13 protein-coding genes are annotated in these 21153 nt (G+C 68.8%); 2 read left to right on the top strand and 11 right to left on the bottom strand.

Features of this window, described 5'->3' with window-relative positions; translation table 11 throughout:
* Positions 1-194: 194 nt before the first annotated feature.
* From ACQRWP_RS13025 to ACQRWP_RS13055, 7 genes are all read right to left on the bottom strand, one after another.
* Complete coding sequence (locus ACQRWP_RS13025) at positions 195-2327, bottom strand: alpha-glucuronidase (protein ID WP_430502482.1); 2133 nt, start codon at positions 2325-2327, stop codon at positions 195-197.
* The gene (locus tag ACQRWP_RS13030; RefSeq protein WP_430502483.1) at positions 2324-4357 is read right to left on the bottom strand and encodes a beta-galactosidase; all 2034 of its coding nucleotides are present in this window, start codon (positions 4355-4357) and stop codon (positions 2324-2326) included. The genes ACQRWP_RS13025 and ACQRWP_RS13030 overlap by 4 nt, the downstream gene beginning before the upstream one ends.
* The gene (locus ACQRWP_RS13035; protein ID WP_430502484.1) at positions 4354-5043 is read right to left on the bottom strand and encodes a DUF624 domain-containing protein; all 690 of its coding nucleotides are present in this window, start codon (positions 5041-5043) and stop codon (positions 4354-4356) included. The genes ACQRWP_RS13030 and ACQRWP_RS13035 overlap by 4 nt, the downstream gene beginning before the upstream one ends.
* Positions 5044-5130: 87 nt before the next feature.
* On the bottom strand, positions 5131-6744 hold the full coding sequence (locus tag ACQRWP_RS13040; RefSeq protein ID WP_430502485.1) for an extracellular solute-binding protein: 1614 nt from the start codon (positions 6742-6744) through the stop codon (positions 5131-5133).
* 77 nt (positions 6745-6821) lie between these two features.
* Positions 6822-7730 (bottom strand): carbohydrate ABC transporter permease, encoded by a 909-nt coding sequence (locus ACQRWP_RS13045; RefSeq protein ID WP_430502486.1) that lies wholly within the window; start codon positions 7728-7730, stop codon positions 6822-6824.
* A complete protein-coding gene (locus tag ACQRWP_RS13050; RefSeq protein ID WP_430502487.1) occupies positions 7727-8716 on the bottom strand; it encodes an ABC transporter permease in 990 nt (329 codons plus the stop codon). Before ACQRWP_RS13050 ends, ACQRWP_RS13045 begins: the two co-directional genes overlap by 4 nt.
* 10 nt (positions 8717-8726) lie before the next feature.
* On the bottom strand, positions 8727-11090 hold the full coding sequence (locus tag ACQRWP_RS13055; RefSeq protein ID WP_430502488.1) for a glycoside hydrolase family 3 N-terminal domain-containing protein: 2364 nt from the start codon (positions 11088-11090) through the stop codon (positions 8727-8729).
* Between the two features lie 319 nt (positions 11091-11409).
* On the opposite strand from ACQRWP_RS13055, the gene ACQRWP_RS13060 reads away from it, so the two are divergent.
* A complete protein-coding gene (locus ACQRWP_RS13060; RefSeq protein ID WP_112698181.1) occupies positions 11410-12447 on the top strand; it encodes a LacI family DNA-binding transcriptional regulator in 1038 nt (345 codons plus the stop codon).
* 21 nt (positions 12448-12468) lie between these two features.
* Positions 12469-13467: an acetylxylan esterase gene (locus ACQRWP_RS13065; RefSeq protein ID WP_430502489.1), complete on the top strand. Its 999-nt coding sequence runs from the start codon at positions 12469-12471 to the stop codon at positions 13465-13467.
* 20 nt (positions 13468-13487) lie between these two features.
* Here ACQRWP_RS13065 and ACQRWP_RS13070 read toward each other — a convergent pair whose 3' ends face one another.
* The 4 genes from ACQRWP_RS13070 to ACQRWP_RS13085 all read right to left on the bottom strand — a co-directional run bounded on the left by ACQRWP_RS13070 (position 13488) and on the right by ACQRWP_RS13085 (position 21110).
* Complete coding sequence (locus tag ACQRWP_RS13070; protein WP_430502490.1) at positions 13488-17270, bottom strand: hypothetical protein; 3783 nt, start codon at positions 17268-17270, stop codon at positions 13488-13490.
* Between the two features lie 223 nt (positions 17271-17493).
* A complete protein-coding gene (locus ACQRWP_RS13075) occupies positions 17494-17718 on the bottom strand; it encodes a hypothetical protein (RefSeq protein WP_430502491.1) in 225 nt (74 codons plus the stop codon).
* 1761 nt (positions 17719-19479) lie between these two features.
* Positions 19480-19944, bottom strand: a complete 465-nt coding sequence (locus ACQRWP_RS13080; RefSeq protein ID WP_430502492.1) for a MaoC family dehydratase — start codon at positions 19942-19944, stop codon at positions 19480-19482.
* Positions 19945-19961: 17 nt separating this feature from the next.
* Positions 19962-21110, bottom strand: coding sequence for an acyl-CoA dehydrogenase family protein (locus tag ACQRWP_RS13085; protein WP_430502493.1), 1149 nt, complete (start codon positions 21108-21110; stop codon positions 19962-19964).
* Positions 21111-21153: the final 43 nt, after the last annotated feature.

Consider the following 21153-nt stretch of genomic DNA (forward strand, 5'->3'; position numbering starts at 1 on the left):
ATTGTCAAGACTTCCGGAAACCTTTCGCCGCAACGGTTCCGGCGGTCACCTGCGCAGCAATGGGCATCGACGGGCACTGTCAGCGCCGATGGGTAGCGATAAATTATCGGGACGTTTTCGGAACCTGCCAGGCCGCTGGGGCGCACTGCACGAGGGCGGCCCGACCGGATGGCCGGGCCGCGCCTCGCCGCCGCTCAGTAGATGTCCCGCCCTCGCTCGTCCGGCACCCCGGACTTGCGGAAGAAGTACGTGTTGATCTGGTCGCGCCACTCGGTGGCGCAGCGCACCTGCTCGTCGAGGCGTTCGGCGACCCGCTCGTACACGCTCGGGTCGATCATGCCCGTCAACGTCTGCCACTTCCGTCGCATCGCCCTCACCTCCTCGACCCCGGCGAAGTGGGTGTCGTAGATGTGTTGGATGACGGTCGAGCCGCTGTGCAGCACATGCCCGTACGGCACGTGGTGGAAGAAGAGCAGCAGTTCGTCGGGGCAGGTCTCGGGTGACTCGTACACCTGGGCCCAGTACGGCGGGTACTGGCCGGTGAAGCCGGTGCCCGACGCGCGGCTGCGGTCCACGCCGACGCCGTCGCGGTCGGCGAAGTGGTAGGTGCCCCACCGTGTGTACTCGTACCCGTCGACTCCGGGTCCGTAGTGGCCGCCGGGGTTGACCATGAAGCCGACACCCAGCGGAGCGGTGTAGCGCTCGTAGGTGCGCCACGAGTCGTCCATGATCTCGTGCAGGGTCCGCCGCACCAGCTCCGCGTCGGCGGTCGCCGACGGCGGAAAGGTCAGCGTGATCCACTCGTCGAGGATGGCCGTCGGGTCCCGCCGAGGGTCCCAAGCCAGCCGGCCGATCGTGTACAGGTTGGCCTGCGCCAACGGATGCCCGGTCCAGAAGAGGTCGTCGCCGACGTTGGCGACGGCGACCATCCCGCCGCCGGCCGCCGCCTCTCCCGTGACCACGTCGGCGATCGTCCGTCCGCCCGGCCCCCATGGGTCGAAGCGCAGCACCTCACTCCACCACGGGCCGAGGTGGCAGACGTGCCGCTGTTGGCCCGTGTACTCCTGAGTGACCTGCAGCTCCACCGCCAGCCGGGTCGCCGGCATCGCGGCGAGCACCGGTGAGACCGGCTCGCGGGTCTGGAAGTCCACCGGGCCGAACTTCACCTGGACGACCACGTTGGTGCGGAACCGCCCGTCGAGCGGGGCGAAGTGGTCGTACGCGGCCCGAGCCCGGTCGGTGGACCGGTCCCGCCAGTCCTGGTGGTGGTTGTAGACGAACGCCCGCCAGTGCACCACTCCCCCGTGCGGGGCGAGCGCCTCGGCCAGCAGGTTCGCCCCGTCGGCGTGGTCGCGGCCGTACGTGAACGGGCCGGGTTGCCCCTCCGAGTCGGCCTTCACCAGGTAGCCGCCGAAGTCCGGGATGCGGTCGTACACCCGCCGGGTGGTCGCGGCCCACCAGACCCGCACTGCCTCGTCCAGAGGGTCGGCGGTCGGCAGGCCACCGAGGAGCACCGGCGCGGCGAAGCTGACCGACAGGTGCACCCGGATGCCGTACGGGCGCAGCACGTCGGCGATCTCGGCGACGTCGCCGAGTCGTTCGGTGAGCAGCAGCGCCTCCGTGCGGGCCACGTTGACGTTGTTCACCGAGATCGCGTTGACCCCGCACGACGCCAGCAGCCGCCCGTACTCCCGCACCCGGGCCAGGTCGCCGCGCGGACGGCCGTCCTGCCAGAAGATCGAGCCGCCCGCGTACCCCCGTTCGACCTGGCCCATTACCGGGTGCACCGCCACGTTGTCCCAGTGGTTCAGCATGCGTCGGCGCAGCGCCGGCCGATGCCGCTCCGGCGGTCGGGCCGGGTCGAAGGCCGCCGCGCAGAGCCGGACCACGTGGAAGAGCCCGTACAGCAGGCCGGCGGGCGCGTCGGCCAGCACCGCGGTCACGTCGCCGGCCCGCGCCAACACGAAACCCTCGTCGCCGAGCGTCCCGCCGTCGCCCAGCTCGACCAGCGCCGCCTCGCCGGCGGCACGCGCCGCCGCCGGGTTGGGCAGCTCACCGGCGCCGCGCAGGGCGAGCACCAGGTCGACGTCGACATCCCAGGACGGGGAGTGCCACACCCGTCCGCCGTAGCGCGCGCAGGCGCGCGAGACCTCGTGGAGGACGGTGTCGACGAGTAATCCCTCGCCGTGCAGGAGGACGCGGCGCGCGCCGAGCGACCGGAACGCCTCCGGGGGCAGCCAGGCCGGGTGGACGCGCGGTTCGTCACCATCCGTCGGCTCCTCGACGAACATCAGCTGCTCCAACTCCACCGACTCTTCGGCGTTCACCGGTCCTCCTTCAGCACGACAACCCCGTACGCCGGCAGCCGCAGGACAGCGCCGGCCGCCGTACGGTCGCCGGTGAGCAGGTCGACGCCGCCGGTCCGGGCGGTCACCGCGACCGGCTCGGCGCGGTGGTTGAGCAGAAACAGCAGCCGGGATCCGTCCGCCGCGACCCGGACGGCGGACTCCAGGTCCGGCACGTCCGGGTAGGGCCCGAACAGGTCGTGCCGGGCGAGCACCTGCCGCACCACCCAGGACACCCCGGCCTGGTCCAGCCCGGCGGCCACGTACCAGCCGTCGCCGGCGCCGAAGGAGTTGCGGGTCACCGCCGGGGTGCCCGCGTAGAAGTCGGCCTGGTAGGTGCCGATGACCTGCGCGCCCTGCGGAATCACCAGCTCGAACAGCAGCCGCGCGTCGACGTCGACCTGATCCGCGCCGTCGCCGAGGCGGACCGGGTTGACCACCTCCGGGCCGCGGGCGTCCCACTCGTCGACCCGGATGCCCATGAGCTGCCCGAGCGGGCCCGGCACGTCCATCAGGAACGCCTGGTCGTTCTCGTCCACCCGACCGGACAGGTAGGTGGTCAGCACCGACCCGCCGCGTGTCGCCACCGCCTCGAGCCGCTGCGGCAGGTCACTCTTGAGCAGGTGCAGGGCCGGGGCCACGACCACGTCGTAGCGGGACAGGTCGGCGGTCACCGGGACGACGTCGAGGTCCACACCGGCGTCCCAGAGCGCCCGGTGGTACGCGAGCACGACCTGCTGGTAGCGGACCAGCCGGGACGGGCCGTCGGACAGCTCCAGAGCCCACCAGCTGTCCCAGTCGAACAGCAGCGCCACCCGGGCCGGGGTCCGCGCGCCCAGCGACGCCGGGCCGAGCCTTTCCAGCTCGGCGCCCAGCTCGGCTACCTCCCGGAACACCCGGGTGTCGGAGCGACCGGCGTGCCCGATGACCGCGCCGTGGTACTTCTCGCTGGCCCCGCGGGAGGCACGCAGCTGGAAGAAGAGCACCGCGTCGGCGCCGTGCGCCACGGCCTGCCAACTCCAGAGCCGCATGAGACCGGGGCGCTTCAACGGGTTGACGTCGCGGCACGCGGTGAAGCTCGGGGTCTGTTCCATCAGCCAGAACGGCTGGCCGTCCTTGAGCCCGCGCATCAGGTCATGGGTCAGCGCCATCCGGGCCGCCGATTCGTCGTCGGGCGGGTAGTTGTCCCAGGAGACGAAGTCCAGATGAGGGGCCCAGCGGTGGTAGTCGATCGGCCGGTACATTCCCATGAAGTTCGTGGTCACCGGCAGCGTCGGGCTGGACTCCCGGATGGCGGCCTTCTCGTCGCGGAAGTTGGTCAGCATCGCGTCGGAGGTGAACCGCAGGTAGTCCAGTGTGATACCCGCAAACGCGGTGTGATCCGGGCCGCGCCAGTGCTCAGTCAGCGCCGACGGCGGCTCGATCTCGTCCCAGCTGCTGAAGTTGTGCGACCAGAAGGTGGTGTACCAGGCCTCGTTCAGCTCGTCGAGGGTGCCGTAGCGGTGGCGCAGCCAGTTCCGGAAGCCGGCCGCGCACAGCGCGCAGTAGCAGGCGCCGCCGTACTCGTTGCCGACGTGCCAGGCGAGCACCGCCGGGGTGTCGGCGTAGCGGCGGGCGACCCGGCGGGCCAGCTCGGTCGAGAGTCGGCGGAAGACCGGCGAGCTGGGGCAGGAGTTGTGTCGCTGCCCGAACCGGTGCTTGCGGCCCTCGAAGTCGGTCCGGGTCACCTCGGGGTACGCCTTCGCCAACCACGGCGGGTGGGCTCCGGTGCCGGTGGCCAGGCAGATCCCGCGTCCCTCGGCACTGGCCCGCTCGACGATCCTGTCCAGCAGCGCGAAGTCGTAGGTGTCCTCGGCGGGTTGGGTGAGTGCCCAGTCGAACACCCCGAGGGTGACCAGGTCGATCCGTGCGGTGTCGAAGAGACGGTAGTCCTGCTTCCACACGTCCTCGGGCCACTGTTCCGGGTTGTAGTCGCCCCCGAAGGGCACCTTGGCGCTGAGGGGCAGGCTCATGCGGTGAACTCCTTCCGGATCAGGTGGATCATCGGGTCGCTGATGCGCAGGTAGGCCAGCACCGCGATCGACGCGAGCAGCATCAGCACCGCTTCGGAGAAGACCGCGGTGATCCCGGCCGCCGCGGCCAGCAGCAGGGCGTTGCCGACGGAGACACCGGGGGTACGCAGCAGGAAGTGCACGGCCAGCCGAAGCACGTCCCGGGTGCGGAAGTCGAACAGCGAGGTGATCACCAGGGCGTTGGCCGCGCAGAGCGTCACGCCCACTCCGATCAGCACCAGCGGCACGGCCCACCAGCTCGACAGGCCAACCGCGCCGCGGTAGGCGAGGTTCACGGCGAGCACTGTCAACCACAGCAGCGTCGGCACCCAGACGCGCAGCACGCCGAACACGTTGGCCCGGTAGCCACGCCAGAACAGGGCGGCCGGGTGCAGGTCGGTCAGGTCGGTTCGCTGGTGGCGCAGGGCGTACAGGGCTGCGGAGATCGCCGGGCCGACCGGCACCAGGAGGAGCGCGGCCAGCGGCAGGTTACTGGCATCGCGGCCCAGCACCAGCAGCGGGAGCAGGGCGGGCACTGTGGTGAGCAGCAGCAGCAGCTCGACCACGAGCAGGATGTAGACGCGCGAGGTGATCCGCGACAGTGGTCCGTCGCCGAACTGTCGCCGGGCCTGAGTCGCGCCACTCACGGTCGCTCCCTCCGGTCGACTCAGCTGATCCGTGGTCGCCGGGGTCCGGTCGGGCCGCGACAGGCCGCCCGACCGGACTCCCGCTGATCAGCCGTTGTTCTTCTGGAACCGCTCGTACGCCTTGTTGACCAGGTCGATGTACTGGTCCGAGTTCTTGGCCTTCAGCTCGGCCACGTACGCGTCCCACTCGCTGAGCGGACGCTGCCCCAGGGCGAACTTCAACGTGTTCTGGGTGACGAAGTCCTTCAGCGGGGTCTCCCAGAGCGACACCTGCTCGCGTTCCTCGTCGGTCAACGGGCGCGGCGGGGGGACCTCCCTTGGCTTGCGGGCGTCCATCACCTTCTGGAACTCCAGCTCCTCCGGCGAGAAGAACCCACGGACCAGGTCGGGGGTGCCGCCGTAGGTGAAGACGCCGTTGTGGAAGCCGAACTCCTTCTGCAGGTGCTTGGTGCCCTTCGGGTTGACTCCGAGGAAGTCGACGTCGGGCGTGACCGAACGCTTGCCCGAGGCGTCCTTGGTGAAGGTGGTGCCCTCGACACCCCACTTGGCGAACTCCATGCCGGCGTCGGAATACCAGAGCCAGTCGATGAACTGCATCATGGCCACGAAGTTCTTGCTCTCCCGGGCCTTCGTGGAGATCATGATGCCGTTCTCCAGCCGGGGGAACGGGTTGATCTCGCCGGCCGGGCCGATCGGCAGCGGGATCTTGGCCATCTTCGCGTTCGGCAGGGTCTTGGCCAGGTCGGGCCGGTGGTTGTTGACGAGCGTCTGCGCGTTGCCGGTGACCATGAAGGACTTGCCATTCGCGAGCTTCTGCCGTGCCTGGTCGTCGGTCTGGGTGAAGCTCTCCGGGTCGAGCAGACCCTCGGCGACGAGCTTGTGCAGGAACGTGACCATCTGCTTGTACTGCTCGGACGAGCCGGTGTAGACGAACTTCTTCGCCGCCGGGTCCCAGGTGGCGTGCTGGAAGTCCCAGCCCGCGTAGGTGCCGTGGGCCGAGCCGAGGATGTTCAGCAGGGCGCCGGTCGGGTTGGGCTTGCTGAAGAGGTCGGAGTACGGGTAGACGTTCGGGTACTTCGCCTTCATCGCCTTCATCACGGTGTACAGGTCGTCCCAGGTCTTCGGGACGGGGAGGTTGAGCTCCTGCATGATGTCGGTGCGCACCAGCACCGTGTAGTCCTGCGTGGGCTTCTCGTGCATGCCGGGCAGGAGGTAGAACTTACCGTCGGACTGCCGCAGGTTGTCGATCTCCGGCTTGAGGTTCCATTTGGTGATCTTTTCCTTGAGGTTGGGCATCAGATCCAGGTAGTCGCTCACCGGGAGGATCGCCCCGGAGGACACGAACGCGTCCTCCTGCGGGTGGTACGTCTTCGGGATGATCAGCGGAGCGTCTCCGGCGCCGATCAGCAGGCTGCGCTTCTGCTCGTAGTCGCTGAGCGGCACGGCCACCGGATCGATCTTGACATTGGTCCGCTTGGTGAGCTCCGACCAGAACAGCCAGTCTTCCTTGAGCGGATAGAACGTGTGGTTGTTGTAGAGGGTGGAGAACGAGAGCGCCTCGGTGGCCTTGAACTGGTCACCGACGCCGTAGTTGGCCATCGCGCCGACCCGGTTCTCGGAGAGGTCAGTCGACTCACCGGGGTCCTCGGAACAGGCGGTGGTAAGGGAGAGCGCAAGCAGACCCGCGGTGGCTAATGCCACGCGGCGCCACGTCTTGTGGAGCATGGCTCGTCCTTTCGGTGGTGGGGTTTCGTTGGGGAAGCGGTGCGGCGCCGGCGTCATCCCTTGACCGCGCCGAGCATCACGCCGCGGACGAAGTACCGCTGAACGAAGGGGTAGATCGCCAGGATCGGCAGGGTGGTGAGCACGATCGTCACGGCCTGGAGGGTGGCCGCCGCCTGGACCTTGTCGGCGTCGGCCGCGGCCGACTCGGCGCTCGTGGCGCCCGCGATGAGGTTGCGTAGGTAGACGGTGACCGGCAGCAGATCCTGCCGGTCGATGTAGAGGAACGCGGTGAACCACGAGTTCCAGAAGGAGACCGCGTAGAAGAGCACCATCGTCGCGATGATCGCCTTCGACAGCGGCAGCACGATCCGCAGCAGGATGCCGTACGTGTTCAGCCCGTCAACGGCCGCGGCCTCCTCCAACTCGCTCGGCAGACTCTCGAAGAACGCCTTCATGACCAGCAGGTTGAACACGCTGATGGCATTGGGGATCACCACGGCCCAGATGGTGTTCTTCATTCCCAGGCTGGTGACCAGCACATAGTTGGGGATCAGGCCACCGGAGAAGAACATGGTGAACAGCGCGACACCGATGAGGAACGGGCGCCCCTTGAGCTGCGGCTTCGACAGCACGTACGCGTAACACGTGGTCAGCACGATCGAGATGAGCGTGGCGACCACCGTGTACACAACAGTGTTGCGGTAGTTCGTCCAGAACATCGCGTCCGACATCAGCAGCTTGTACGCGGTGAGGTCGAACCCACGCGGGACGACGGTCACCTTGCCGGCGATGATGTACGCCTCTTCGCTGAGCGAGCGGGCCACGATGTTGAGGAACGGGTACAGCGTCACGACCACGACGCCGAGCAGGACGATCGTGTTGACCACCCGGAAGATCCGGTAACCACGGCTGTCCACCGGCCCGCGCGTCTTCGGGGCGTCGATCTTCGTACCGAGGGTCACCACAGGCTCGTCCCCACCGTGCGACGGGAGATGACGTTCGCCGACAGGACGAGGATCAGCCCGATCACCGCCTCGAAGAGGCCGATGGCGGCCGCGTAGCTGAAGTTGCTCGACTGGAAGCCCATCCGGAACAGATAGGTGGAGACCACGTCGGCGGTCGGGTACGTCAATGGGTTGTAGAGCAGCAGGATCTTCTCGAACCCGACCGCCAGGAAGCTGCCGATGTTGAGGATCAGCAAGGTCACCATCGTCGGACGGATGCCGGGCAACGTGACGTGCCAGGTCTGCCGCAGCCGCCCGGCGCCGTCGATCCGGGCGGCCTCGTACAGGTCCTCGTCGATGGTGGTGAGGGCGGCGAGGTAGAGGATCGTGCCCCACCCGACGGTCTGCCAGACCTCGGACGAGACGTAGATGGTGCGGAACCACTCCGGCTTCTGCAGGAACGCCACCGGGTCGCCACCGAACAGGCTGACGAGTTGGTTGGCGGTGCCCTCGATCGACGTCAACTGCATGACCATCGCCGCCACGATCACGATCGACAGGAAGTGCGGCAGGTAGGACACGGACTGGACGAACCGCTTGAAGCGGCGGGCCCGGACCTCGTTGAGCAGCAGCGCCAGCACGATCGGGAGCGGGAAACAGAACAGCAGGGTCAGCGTCCCGAGCACCAGGGTGTTGGTGAACACCTCCCAGAACGTCGGGTCGGTGAGGAACATCCGGAAGTAGCGCAGCCCGACCCAGTACTCACCGAAGATGCTGCCGCCCGGCTTGAACCGGCGGAAGGCGATGATGTTGCCGATCATCGGCAGGTACCTGAAGACCAGGAAGAACAGCAGCGGCAGGATGGCGAGGGAGTAGAGCTGCCAGTCCCGGCGCAGTGCCTGCCGCCAACTGCGACGGCGTCGGGGCGAGCGCGGGGCAGGGCTCTGCGCCTGCTGCGGAGAACTCGGCGGCGCCGGCGGCGGTGGCCGCAGGGTGGATGTCATCCGTGGCCTCCTATGCCGACTGTGGGACAGCCACGAGGGGCTCGACCCGCGCCGAGGTGAGCAGTTCCCGGTCGTAACCGACCTGGCGCTCGGTGCCGACCAGCCGCAGCGGCAGAGTCGCCGCCATGTCACCGCTCGATCGGCCGAACCGCAGCTCGACGTCGCCGGGCTCGACGATCCGTTGGCCGGTCAGCCCGGTGAACGACGCCACGTCGGCCGGTACGCCGAACGTCACGTGCGCCACCTCGCCGGGCGCCAACGGCAGCCGGGTGTAGCCGATCAGCCGGACCACCGGACGGGTGGTCTGCGCGACCGGGTCGTGCAGGTAGAGCTGCACGACCTCGGTGCCGGCCCGCTCACCGGTGTTGGCGACGGTGATCCGCACCCGCACCTCGCCGTCGACCGGCCAGGCAGCCGGATCTTCGCGCGGGTCGACCACCGTCGCGTCGGACCACTCGAAGGTGGTGTAGCTCAGCCCGTGGCCGAACGGGTACGCCGGGGTCGGGTCGATCGAGGAGACCTTGTTGCGCCGGCCGAGCGGTGGCGCCAGGTAGGTGCTCGGCAGCCCGCCGGCGTCGCGGGGAACGCTCACGGGCAACCGCCCGGAGGGGTTGACCGCGCCGGTGAGCACCTCGGCGAGGGCCTGCCCACCGAGCTGACCGAGGAAGAACGCCTGCACCACGGCCGTCGCGCCGTCGAAGTCCGGGCCGAGCGCGTAGGGGCGGCCGGTCATCAAGACCAGGACGACCGGGGTGCCGGTGGCGAGGACGGCGCGGACGAGCTCGGCCTGCACGCCGGGTAGTCGCAGGTCGACGGCGTCGCAGCCCTCGCCGGAGGTGCCCCGGCCGAACATTCCCGCCCGGTCACCGACGGCCAGCACGCACACGTCGGCGGCGGCGGCCGCGGCGACCGCGGCCGGGATGCCGGAGGTGTCCTCGCCGGTAATGGTGCACCCCGGCTCGTGGGTGAGCACCGGGACGCGTCGGGCCAACTCGTCGCGCAGTGTGGGGATGTCCAGGCCGAGCCCGAAGTCGCTGTGGTTGACGCCCACGTGGTTGGGGAACGAATAGCAGCCGAGCATGGCCATCGGGTCGTCGGCGGCCGGACCGACCAGGGCGACCCGGGCAGCCACGGGCAGCGGGAGGACGCCGGTGTTGCGGAGCAGGACGACGGACTCCCGGGCCAGGCGTACGGCGACGTCCTGGCTGGCCTCGTCGTCGAAGCGCAGGGACGCCACGTCGTCGGGCAGTTCCTGCCAGCCGTCGTCGAGCAGACCGAGCTCGATCTTCTGGATCAGCACCCGACGCAGCGCGCAGTCGATCAGCGCCTCGTCGACTTCGCCGCGGCGAGCCGCCTCCACCAGCGGTTCGCCGAAGGCGTCCACGGTGGGCAGTTCGACGTCGATCCCGGCCCGCAGGGCGAGCCGGGCGGCGTCGGCGGCATTCCCGGCGACTCCGTGCAGGGTCTGGAGGAACCGTACGGCGAAGTAGTCGGCCACCACGGTGCCGGTGAAGCCCCACTCGTCACGCAACAGCCCGGTCAGCAGCCCATGGTCGGCCGCGACGGGCAGGCCGTCGATCTCGGCGTAGGAGTTCATCACCGAGCGGGCGCCGCCGAGGCGCAGCGCCATCTCGAACGGCGGCAGGATGACGTCGGCCAGCTCGCGGCGGCCCATCGGCACCGGCGCGAGGTTACGTCCGCCCCGGGAGGCGGAGTAGCCGGCGAAGTGCTTCAGCGTGGCCACCACGCCGGCCCGCTCCAGACCGCGCACGTACGCGGCACCTGTCGTCCCGACCAGGTAGGGGTCCTCGCCGATCGTCTCCTCGGTGCGGCCCCAGCGGTAGTCCCGGGTGACGTCCAGCACCGGGGCGAGGCCCTGGTGCACACCGGCCGCGCGCATCGACCGCCCGATCCGGTCGGCCATCGCCTCGACCAGTTCGGGGTCGAAGGACGCGCCCCAGCTGAGTGGGGTCGGGTAGACGGTGGCCCGCCACGCCGCGAACCCGGTGAGGCACTCCTCGTGCACCTGCGCGGGAATGCCGAACCGACTGGCGGCCACGATCTGCGCCTGCGAGGCCGCCAGCGACCGGGCGCCGGACACCGGGTCGACCGGGGCGGTGCCGAACGGGCGGGTCAGCTGGCCCAGCCCGTACTGGATGACAGTGCTCCACTGCGGCAACTCGCTGATCATGTCCGACTGGTGCGGTGCGACGCCCTCGCCGCTGGCGTCGGCGCCGACCCAGACCCCGACCAGCTGGGCGATCTTCTCTTCGAGGGACATCTTCGGCAGGAGCGCATCGGCCCGCTCGGTCGACGACAGCCGCTGATCACGCCACGGCGCGGCGCCGCCGTCCTCGAGCGACTGACTTCTCATGCCATGACCCCTCAGCTCCGGCCACATCCCCGTGCCCTGGTGGAACCAGCTCCGTGGCGGACGTTTCTCACGATCCGAAACTTTCCGGAAACCTGCGTAACCTTTTCGGCAACCTAAGTGTCCCATCGATGCCTGTCAAGAGTCTCAATCGGACCACCAGGAGGTGTTTCCTGCACACGGTGACCCCACGATCGGCGCTCCGTCGCCGACGAGCCGCGCGATGACCCTGGAATGCCCGGTCCGACTGCGGCACCGACTGGCGTGAATGTCTCATCATGTTAAGGTCGCCCGAAACTTTCGGATGTTGTATGAGGCCGCGATGACAGAGCACCGCCCGCTCGACCCACCCGCCTCCACCACCATCGCAACCATCGCCAACGATGTCGGCGTCTCGGTCGCGACCGTGTCCAAGGTCCTCAACGGACGCGGCGATGTCGCCCCCGGCACCAGAGCCCGGGTGGAGGCGAGCCTCGACCGCCACCAGTACCAGCGCCGCGCCCGACGACACGCGACCAGCGGCGGCCGGGTGGACCTCGTGTTCCACGAGTTCGACACGGGTTGGGCGATGGAGATCCTGCGCGGCGTCGAGGCGGTGACCTCCGCGGCCGGCATCGGGCTGTCGATCGCCCAGCTCGACGGCGCGCACCGCCCGCCGGCACGATGGCTGGAGGCGTTGCTCGCCGACCGCCCCCTGGGCGTGGTGTTCGTCCTCTCCCACCTGGCCGAGGCCCAACAGCAGCACCTACGCCGGCAGGGCATACCGTTCGTCGTCGTCGACACCGACAGCGCCACCTCGGCCTCCGTGCCCACCGTCGGGTCGAACAACTGGAACGGCGGTCTGCTCGCCGCTCGGCACCTGCTGGAGCTGGGGCACCGACGGATCGCCATCATCTCCGGGCCACCCGACGTGCTGTGCAGCCGTGCCCGGGCCGCCGGCTTCCAGTCGGCCCACGACGAAGCCGGGATAGTGGTCGACCGTGAGCTGATCCGCTACGGCAGCTTCTCCGCCGGAGCGGGGCACGCCCACGGGCTGCAACTGCTCCAGCGGCCGGACCGACCCACGGCGATCTTCGCCGGGTCGGACATCCAGGCCATGGGGGTGCTCCGGGCCGCCCGTCAGTGCGGCCTGCGCGTGCCCGAGGACCTCTCGGTGATCGGGTACGACAACCTGCCGGTCTCCGCCTGGACCGACCCGGCCCTCACCACGATCAACCAGCCGTTGCGCGACATGGCCGGCATCGCCACCCAGATGTTGCTCGACCTGACCAGGGGAAACGAGCCGGCGACCAGCCGGATCGACCTGGTGACCGAGCTGGTCGTCCGGGAGAGCACCGCGCCCCCCGCCCATCCGCACTGACCCCGGCCCCTGCGAGGACCCGTGCCCCACTCCACCCTCACCTTCGACGACCTTCAGCGGTACGCGCCCGAGGTCGCCGAACCCGACGACTTCGACGAGTTCTGGCGGGACACGCTCGCCGGGGCGGCCGCCGTACCGGTGCTCGTCGACGTCCGCCCCGAACCCACCGACCTGCGGCTGCTCGACTCGTGGGACGTCACGTTCGCCGGCTTCGGCGGCGACCCGGTCCGCGCCTGGTACACCCGCCCGGCCGGGGTTCGGGAGCCGCTGCCGGCCGTGGTCGAGTACGCCGGCTACGGTCGCGGTCGGGGCCTGCCACACGAACGGCCGACCTGGGCGGTGGCCGGGTACGCACACCTGCTGATGGACAACCGGGGCCAGGCGGGACAGCACGGCGCCGGGGACACCCCCGACCCGCACGGCGCGCCCGGCGGGCCCTGGCCGGTCACCTGGGGAATCCTCGATCCGTGCAACTACCACTACCGTCGCCTGATCACCGACGCGGTGCGGGCGGTCGAGGCGGTCCGCGCGCTGCCGGGGGTCGAGGGTGACCGGGTCACAGTGGTCGGTAACAGCCAGGGCGGTGGCATCGCCCTGGCGGTTGCCGGTCTCGTCGACAACCTCAGCGCGGTGCTGACCACCGCACCGTTCCTGTGCGACATGCGCCGGGCCGTCGCGCTCACCGACCTCGCGCCGTACGGCGAGATCGCCCGGTACCTGGCGGTGCACCGGGAGGCCGAGGAGGCGGTGTGGCGCACGTTGTCCTATGTCGACGGGGTGAGCTTCGCGCGTCGGGCGACGGCGCCGGCGCATTTCGGGGTCGGCCGGCGTGACGCCGTCTGCCCACCGCGAACCGCCTTCGCCGCCTACAACCACTACGGCGCCGCGAACGGGCGGCCGGTCCCACCCGAGCGGGAGATGCACGTGTACCCGTTCAACGGCCACGAGGGCGGCGAGGCCGTCCACGTCAAGCGTCAGCTGCGCTGGTTGGACTCGGTGCTCCACCCAGCGCGGGCCTGAACGGCCCACCCCTGTCCTGGTCACGGCTCCAGCAGGCTTTGGACCGGAGCGCACGCGCGGCAGGGCCAGACGCGCACGGTGCCGTCGTCATGCGTCGAGACGAGCCGCTCGCCGTCCGGACTGAAGTCGACGGTCTCCACGGAGGCACCGAATCCCCCGAAGGTCACGGACTGCGCGGCCTCCGAAGCGCGCCACAGTCGAGCGGTGCCGTCCTTTCCAGAACTGAGCACCCACTGCCCATCCGGGCTGAACGACACATGCCAAACGGGACCCTCGTGTCCTCGCAATATCGTCGGCGCGATGCCGTTCGTGACGGAGTGGATCTGCACGGTGCCGTCGAAGCCGGCACTGGCGACCCGTTGTCCGTCCGGGCTGAATGCCACGGCCCAGACCAACCCCTCGTGACCGGGGAGGAGTAGGGGTTCGGCCGTGCCGAGGGCGTCCCAGATCCGTAGGGTGCCCTCCGCGCCAGCTGTGGCGACCTTCTTGCCGTCCGGACTGAAGGCGGCGTACCGGATCTCTTCGGCAGCTCGATGCACTACCGGGTCACTCTGACCGGTGAGGTCCCAGATTCGCAGGCTCCCGTCGTTGCTGACGCTGGCCAGGCGACGGCCATCAGGGCTGAAGTCGGCGATCCACGCCTGCTTCTCGTGCCCGCGAAGCACCACAGGATCGTGTCTGCCGGCGAGGTCCCAGACTCGTACGCTGCCGTCGCGGCCGCCGGTGGCCACACTCGTCCCGTCCGAACTCACCGTGAGGCCGTAGACGTCGCCGTCGTGGCGGCCGAGCACCCGAGGCTCGGCCGGTGTGGCCAGGTTCCAGACCTGTACCGTGCCGTCCTCGCCGCCGCTGACCACCCGCTGCCCGTCAGGGGTGAACGCGGCGGACCAGGTGGCTTTCTTGTGGCCTCGCAGAATCAGGCGATCGCTGCCCGGGTCCCAGATCCGTAGCGTGCCATCATCGGCTGCGCTCACCAGCCGGGATCCATCCGGACTGAACGCCAACGCCCAGACCCGGTTGGTGTGGCCGCGCAGCACCAACGGGTCACCGGTGCCGTTGGCGTTCCAGATCCGTACGGTCAGATCGTCACTGGTGGTCGCGATCCACTGCTCGTCTGGGCTCAGCGCGAGCCCTTCCACAGTGCCCTCATGCCCACGCAGCACCACCGGCGCGGCCGGCCCGGTCAGCGGCCACACCCACGCCGTACCGTCGGCGCTGGAGCAGGCCAGGCGGGTGCCGTCCTGGCTGAACACCAATGTCCTGGTGCCCTCGCGTGGCCCGGTAAGAATCGTTCCGGTGGAGCGCGCGGCCAGATCCCAGAGTCGCACCGTCGCGTCATGGCCGCTGCTGGCCAACTGGCGCCCGTCGGGGCTGAAGGCCACACCGACCGCGACCTTCCTGTGCCCACGCAGCACCACCGGTCGATCGTCGCCGCGGGCATCCCAGACCCGAACGGTGGTGTCCTCGCCAGCACTGGCGACCAACCGTCCGTCGGGGCTGAAGGCCACTCCCCAGACCGGGCCCTCGTGCCCCCGCAGGACGACGGGCCCAGCGGTTCCGTCGACCTGCCAGATCCGGACGGTGCCGTCTGAGCCGGCGGTGACCAGTCGCTTCCCGTCCGGGCTGAACATCGGGGTCCAGACCTGTCCCTCGGACGCGCCGGTGAGAGCCCGGCCCGGTCCGGAGACGCCGTGCCCGGCCCAGGTCCACACCCGCACCTCGCCATCCGTTCCGGTGGCCGCCACCCGCTCTCCGTCCGGACTGAACGCCACGCCCAGGGCCTTCTTGCTGCTCATCGGCACAATCGCCTGCAGCCGGTCATCGGCGGTGGCCTGGCGGAGCACCATCTCCGCACCGACAGTCGGGCGTGTGGTCAGAGCGCGTCTGGCGAGGCGCTGCGCCTGCTGCGGATCGATCTGCAGTTGGTTGTTGGCCTCGACCGTCAGCTGCCGGGAAACAGCCAGGTCTCGTTCGGCGGCCGCCCGGTTCGCTTGCACCAGTGCCACTACCGCGAGGACGCTCACCACGACGACGGTTGCCGCGAGTGCGGTCAACGCCGCGCTGGTCCGCCGCCGTCGGGCTGCCCGGCGCCGGCTCTCTCGTGCACGGCTGTTCTCCAGAAAGTCCCGTTCCAGGTCGCTGAGGTCCATCACCTGGCGCGTTCCCCAGAGCGCCAACTGGACCCCCCGATACAGGAATCCGTCCACGCGGTCGTGCCGATCCCACTCGGCGGCGGCCTCCGTCAGCCTCCGGTGGGAGCGCAACAGCTCCCGATCTTCGGTCAGCCAGCGACGCAGCCGGGGCCACTCCTGGATCAGGGCCTCGTGTGCCACCATGACGCCCTTCTCGTCCGCCGTGACCAGCCGTGCGGCTGTCAACCTGCCCAGCACCTCAGCCGCGGCCAATGGGTCTACCCCGCCCACCAGCTCGGGGAGGGGTGCCCGGCGTCGGGTGTCCTCGGTGCCGTCACCGAGGGCGGTCAGGCGCAGGAAGATGTCCCGTGCCAGCCCTCGCTGCCCCTCATCGAACTGCGCGTACACCCCTTCAGCGGTACGGGTGATGGCGCCATACACGCCGCCTGATTCGCGGTAGTGGGCCAGCGTGATCCGTTTGCCCTGCCGCAGGCGCGACGTCTCCAGCAGGGCGTGGGACAGCAGCGGTAGCGCACTCGTCTGACCGCCAACGTCTGCCACGGCCATCTCGACCAACGCCGGATCCACCAGCAACCCGGCGCGCTCGGCAGGGCCGGTGATCGTTCGACGCAGATCCTCATCGGCCATCGGGCCGATCAACAGTTGGTGCTCATGGAGAGCGGCCACCAAGGCCGGATAGGCGGCACACCGACCATAGAAGTCGGCTCGCACTCCCAGCACCACGCGGACCCTGGGGACCTCCGTCGCGGCGAGCAGCGCGGCAATGAATCCCGCCCGCTCGCCCTCGTCGCGGCAGAGCGTGAAAAGCTCCTCGAACTGGTCCACCACGATGAGCAGGTTCGCCACTGTTGGACGGGCATTAAGAATGTGCTCGATCGTCCCGCTGATGGTCGCCGGGTCATCGGCCAGCTGACGCTCGACCGCGTCACGAGCCAGGTCCTGTTCATTGACGAGCTGGAACGCGAGTTCTTCGATTGGATGTTCACCGGGCGTCATCAGCACCGTGGCCCAGGCCGGCTGACCCTTGACCGGATTCTCGACCACTGCCGCTATCAGACCCGCTCGTAGCAGGGATGACTTGCCCGCACCAGACGGCGCGAAAACCGCGACGAACCGGAGGCGGGTGAGCATTTCACAGAGCTGAGCCACCATTCGCTCGCGTCCGAAGAACCAGTCCGAGTCCGCCGGCTGGAACGCCGCCATTCCCCAGTACGGCCCACGGCTGGCCTCCGCCGTCTCGGCGGACGTCATGCTGGCGATCAGGCTGTGCCACCGTTCCGTCCATTCGGCCAGATCGCCGTCACAGGCGGCGACGTACGCCAGTGTCACCTGAAGGCTTGGCACGGTCTCGCCGCTGGCCGCCTTCGCCAGGGTGGTCACCGAGAAGTGCGCGCGCCGTGCCAGCTGACGGTACGTCGGCGAACCCGCCTTTGTCCGCAGCTGGCGCAGGTCGAGCGCGAACCGCTCCAGCTCCCCTGCCTCCGGGTCGAGCGGACGCTCCGGTCTTCCCACGTTGTCCCCCGTCACAGAGTTGTTTGTCAGCCTGGCGACATGATTGGCAAACAATCCAAGGACGACTATATCTAGTTCCGTGAACGCCGATCGATGAGTGTCGGATAGCAGCCAAAGCGCAACTAGGCGTGCGGCCACGTTCGATGACCCAACACGATCGACAGACACGGAGGAGGACTGGAAGGGGGTGCGTGATGCTCGCCAGAAACGGCGTCGGCGTTGTTACCCGCAGCACTGATGGCTGTCCTGGGTACGGGGGGTGTCACGCGTTCCCCACAAATAGACGATGGGGCATTTATTTATTTGTGGGTTCGTTATCGATCAACGTCCGTTGTCACTGCCTGTGAACTACGTCGACCAGTCACTCACGAAGGAGCGATGAATTGATCAAAATGTCGATCCGGCAACCCGGTTTCACCGCATTGGTCATGATGGCTTTCGTGGTTAGCGCGATCGGGGCCGCTCCGCAGGCATCAGCCTCGTCGACGGCCGCCCCGAACATCGCGGAGGTGTCCAAGGGTGCCGCCGAACCCAGCGACTTCGGAATTATGCATTGGGCCTGCGGTAGAACCCCGCCGTCGGACATGGACGACTCCCCTGGCCGTCACCAGACCACCACACGCGCAAATACCCGCAACGGATCGAGCACCGTTTGTCAGATCCGCGCGGTCGTCGATCCCTCTGAAGTTCTCGACTACCACTGCTGGACATACCAGGGGGATTCCACCGCCAACCCAAGGCCAACGTGGACTTACGCCAAGAGTGTTCAAACCCAGATTGGGGGATGGATTCGGGACGATCTATTGAATGACGGGGGAGCATGGGCGATGTGCCGCTAGTTTCTGTCTCGCGCGAGATGGCGACGCGATCGACACCGCACTGTCCCGTCAATGCCCTGCTGCGGGCCTGCGTTGACCCAATACAGGGCACTGACCGGCTACCCTATTCGATCTCCCTGCTGTCAGCTGCTCAACCGCAACGGCCTCCAGGAGAGACGTAGTGCCGATGCAAGGTTCTTGAACTTTAACTACTTGCTCCCTTGCGGCAACGAATATTTTTCTTGTCATCTCGGCAGGAGATTCAGTGATCACGGGTTCGACACAAGGATCTCGTGCCACCCCACCGACCCAAGGAGAGAGCCTTGTTAAAAAAGCTGGGCGTCCTCGCTGCTGCTGTCAGCGCAACCATGGTGAGCGCCCTCGGATTGACGGTGAGCCCGGCAGTCGCAGGCACCTGCGGGACACCCGGGTGCGGCGGTGTTGTCACCAACAACAGCAGCACCAATCATTCAATCAAGGTTGCAAACTGCTGGCCGAGCAGCTTGCCATCCGTCTACCAAGGCGACTCGCTCCCATGCGTGACGAGTTCTGACAACCGGTATGCGCGTAATGCCGATTTCCAGCTTCCTGTCGGATCAAGCACCATCAACTACTCGTACTACTACGACACTGACGCATTTCGCGTCTACAAAGGCTGCCGAGTCAACTGGAAATTCGAGGGCACTTCCAACACGCATTCGGTAGACCGACGTGGTTACAGCACGAGCCAGTGGATTCGAATTAATGGAATCGCTCGGGCGAAAGTTGAAAGCATCTACTGCCAATAATGGATTAGGATCCGAATCCTCCCAGGCAGCTCAGGAGGCCGGCGCGGATCGGCAAATGGACACAGATTTCCTCGAGCCGCAACCAATCGGCCGCGCGGAGATTCACCATCCGGTCTGCCATCGACCCGCCCCGCCTGGAGAGCAGGTCGCCGCCCGGCCCGCCACGTCAGGACGGTCTAGACGCCGTACGGACGCTGGCGGGTCGGGCGGCGATCTGCTTGGCTCGCCCAGGTCGATGACGGGCGGGATGGCTCCCACCGCAACCACCCACGGACCGCAAGCCGCGGCCCAGCGTGCGCTCCCTACGTCGCGCGGCCCAGCCGGCTGCCGGCCCATCACCCTCGCCGGACAACGGCCTGCCGTTATCCGGCGGCCCATCGGGCTACCCTCCCTCGGCACCAGCCGCTGCTGGGCGTGTTGCGTGGCCGAAGTCGGAGCGCCAGCAGAGCGATGGGCTGGCGTTAGCGAGGCGACCGACGCGTCCGCTCTCGACAGCTGATGGGCGGCGACGGATTCCGTCGCCGCCCCATCAGGATGCGGAGGTGCTCAGCAGGCGGTGCAGGATTGCACCACCGGGCGACTCCAGTTGCCGTTGGCCATGGTGATGAAGCCGAAGACATTGCCGCCGCCGTTCGACCGCACAGGTTCACGGGGCAGCAGGGCATCGCAATTTCCGGAACTTCCCTCGGAACGCCTACCGGCGCGGACGGCACCTCGGCCGGCCCTCGCCGAGCTTGGCGGTCACTGCTCCACGGCGCGGTAGAGCCGGCTCACGGTCTCGGCCACGCAGACGGGCTTGCCGCCGCTGTCGCTCTCCACGGTGACCGTCACGACCAGCTGCACACCGCCGCTGACCGGCGACACCTCGGCGATGGTGGCCGTGGCGCGTACGGCGGCGCCGACCCGCAGCGGCGCGGGGAAACGCACCCGGTTCAGCCCGTAGTTGACGCCCATCGCCACCCCCTCGACCCGGTACAGCCCGCCCGCCAACGCCGGCAACAGCGACAGGGTGAGGTACCCGTGGGCGATCGTCCCGCCGAACGGGCCCGCCGCGGCTCGGACCGGGTCGAGATGGATCCACTGGTGGTCGTCGGTGGCGTCGGCGAAAAGGTCGACGCGGCTCTGCTCGATGCGCTGCCACGGACCGGGCCCGAGGCTCTCACCGGTCGCGGCGGCCAACTCCTCGAACGAGGTGAAGACTCTCATCCCGGATCTCCCTACAGTTAGAAGGCGTTGACGCCGGTGAGCGCGCGGCCGATGAGCAGTTGCTGAATCTGACTGGTGCCCTCGTAGAGCGTGGCCACCCGGGCATCGCGTAGATACTTGCCGACCGGATACTCGTCGATGTAGCCGTACCCGCCGAACACCTGGACCGCGTTGTTGGCCGCGCGGACGGCGGCCTCACTGGCGAAGAGCTTGGCCATCGACGCCTCGGTGGCGAACGGCTGGTCGCGGTCGATCAGGTCGGCCACCTGCCACACCAGCAGCCGGGCGGCGGCGGTGTCCACGGCGATGGCGGCGAGCAGTTGCTGGACGAGCTGGTGCCCGGCGATCGGCTTGCCGAACTGGGTGCGCTGCCCGGCGTAACCGACCGCCGCGTCGAGGCAGCCCTGGGCGATGCCGACACACCCGGCGGCCACCGACATCCGACCCTTGGCGAGGGTGGCCAGGGCCAGCCGGAATCCGGCGCCCTCGGCGCCGAGGCGGGCCGTGTCCGGCACGCGCACCTCGTCGAAGCCCAGCTCGCCGGTGGCCTGACCGCGCAGGCCGAGCTTGCCGTGGATTTCCCGCCGGGTCAGCCCCGGGCTGTCGGTGGGCACCAGGAACGCGCTGATTCCTCGGTGCCCGGGGCCGCCGGTGCGGGCGAAGACGAGCGCGACGTCGGCGGTGGTGCCGTTGGTGATGAACGTCTTCGTGCCGGTGAGCAGCCAGTCGGTGCCGTCGCGGACCGCGCGGGTGCGTAGTGCGGCGGCGTCCGAGCCGCTGTCCGGCTCGGTCAACGCGAAGCAGCCGAGTGCGCTGCCGGCGCAGAGCCTCGGTAGCCACTCGGCCCGCTGTTCCGCGCTCCCGTGTGCGGCGATCGACTTCGCGACCAGGCCGAGGGAGACCGAGACGATGCCGCGCACCGCCGAGTCGCCCCGGCCCAGCTCCTCCAGGACCAGGCAGTACGCGAGGTGGTCGCCGCCGGAGCCGCCGTCGGCCTCGGCGATGGTCAGCCCCAGGAAGCCCAGGTCACCGAGCATGCCGACGATGGCGGGGTCGACCGATTCGCGGCGGTCCCAGGCGGCGGCGTGCGGTAGCAGCTCGCGGTCGGCGAACTCGGCGGCCAGCTGGCGGACCGCCGCCTGCTCGGCGGAGAGGGTGAGGTCCATGACGCTTAAACTAGCGGTGATAGTTAAACGCGTCCAGACCGGA

This window comes from Micromonospora trifolii, assembly GCF_050516465.1.
In the GTDB taxonomy this organism is placed as follows: Bacteria; Actinomycetota; Actinomycetes; order Mycobacteriales; family Micromonosporaceae; genus Micromonospora; species Micromonospora trifolii.

Excerpts from the sequence above, each read along its gene's own strand:
- ACQRWP_RS13030 (WP_430502483.1), bottom strand. The coding sequence starts at position 4,357 with ATGAGCCTGCCCCTCAGCGCCAAGGTGCCCTTCGGGGGCGACTACAAC.
- ACQRWP_RS13050 (WP_430502487.1), bottom strand. The coding sequence starts at position 8,716 with ATGACATCCACCCTGCGGCCACCGCCGCCGGCGCCGCCGAGTTCTCCG.
- ACQRWP_RS13055 (WP_430502488.1), bottom strand. The coding sequence starts at position 11,090 with ATGAGAAGTCAGTCGCTCGAGGACGGCGGCGCCGCGCCGTGGCGTGAT.
- ACQRWP_RS13060 (WP_112698181.1), top strand. The coding sequence starts at position 11,410 with ATGACAGAGCACCGCCCGCTCGACCCACCCGCCTCCACCACCATCGCA.
- ACQRWP_RS13075 (WP_430502491.1), bottom strand. The coding sequence starts at position 17,718 with ATGTCCGACGGCGGGGTTCTACCGCAGGCCCAATGCATAATTCCGAAG.
- ACQRWP_RS13080 (WP_430502492.1), bottom strand. The coding sequence starts at position 19,944 with ATGAGAGTCTTCACCTCGTTCGAGGAGTTGGCCGCCGCGACCGGTGAG.
- ACQRWP_RS13085 (WP_430502493.1), bottom strand. The coding sequence starts at position 21,110 with ATGGACCTCACCCTCTCCGCCGAGCAGGCGGCGGTCCGCCAGCTGGCC.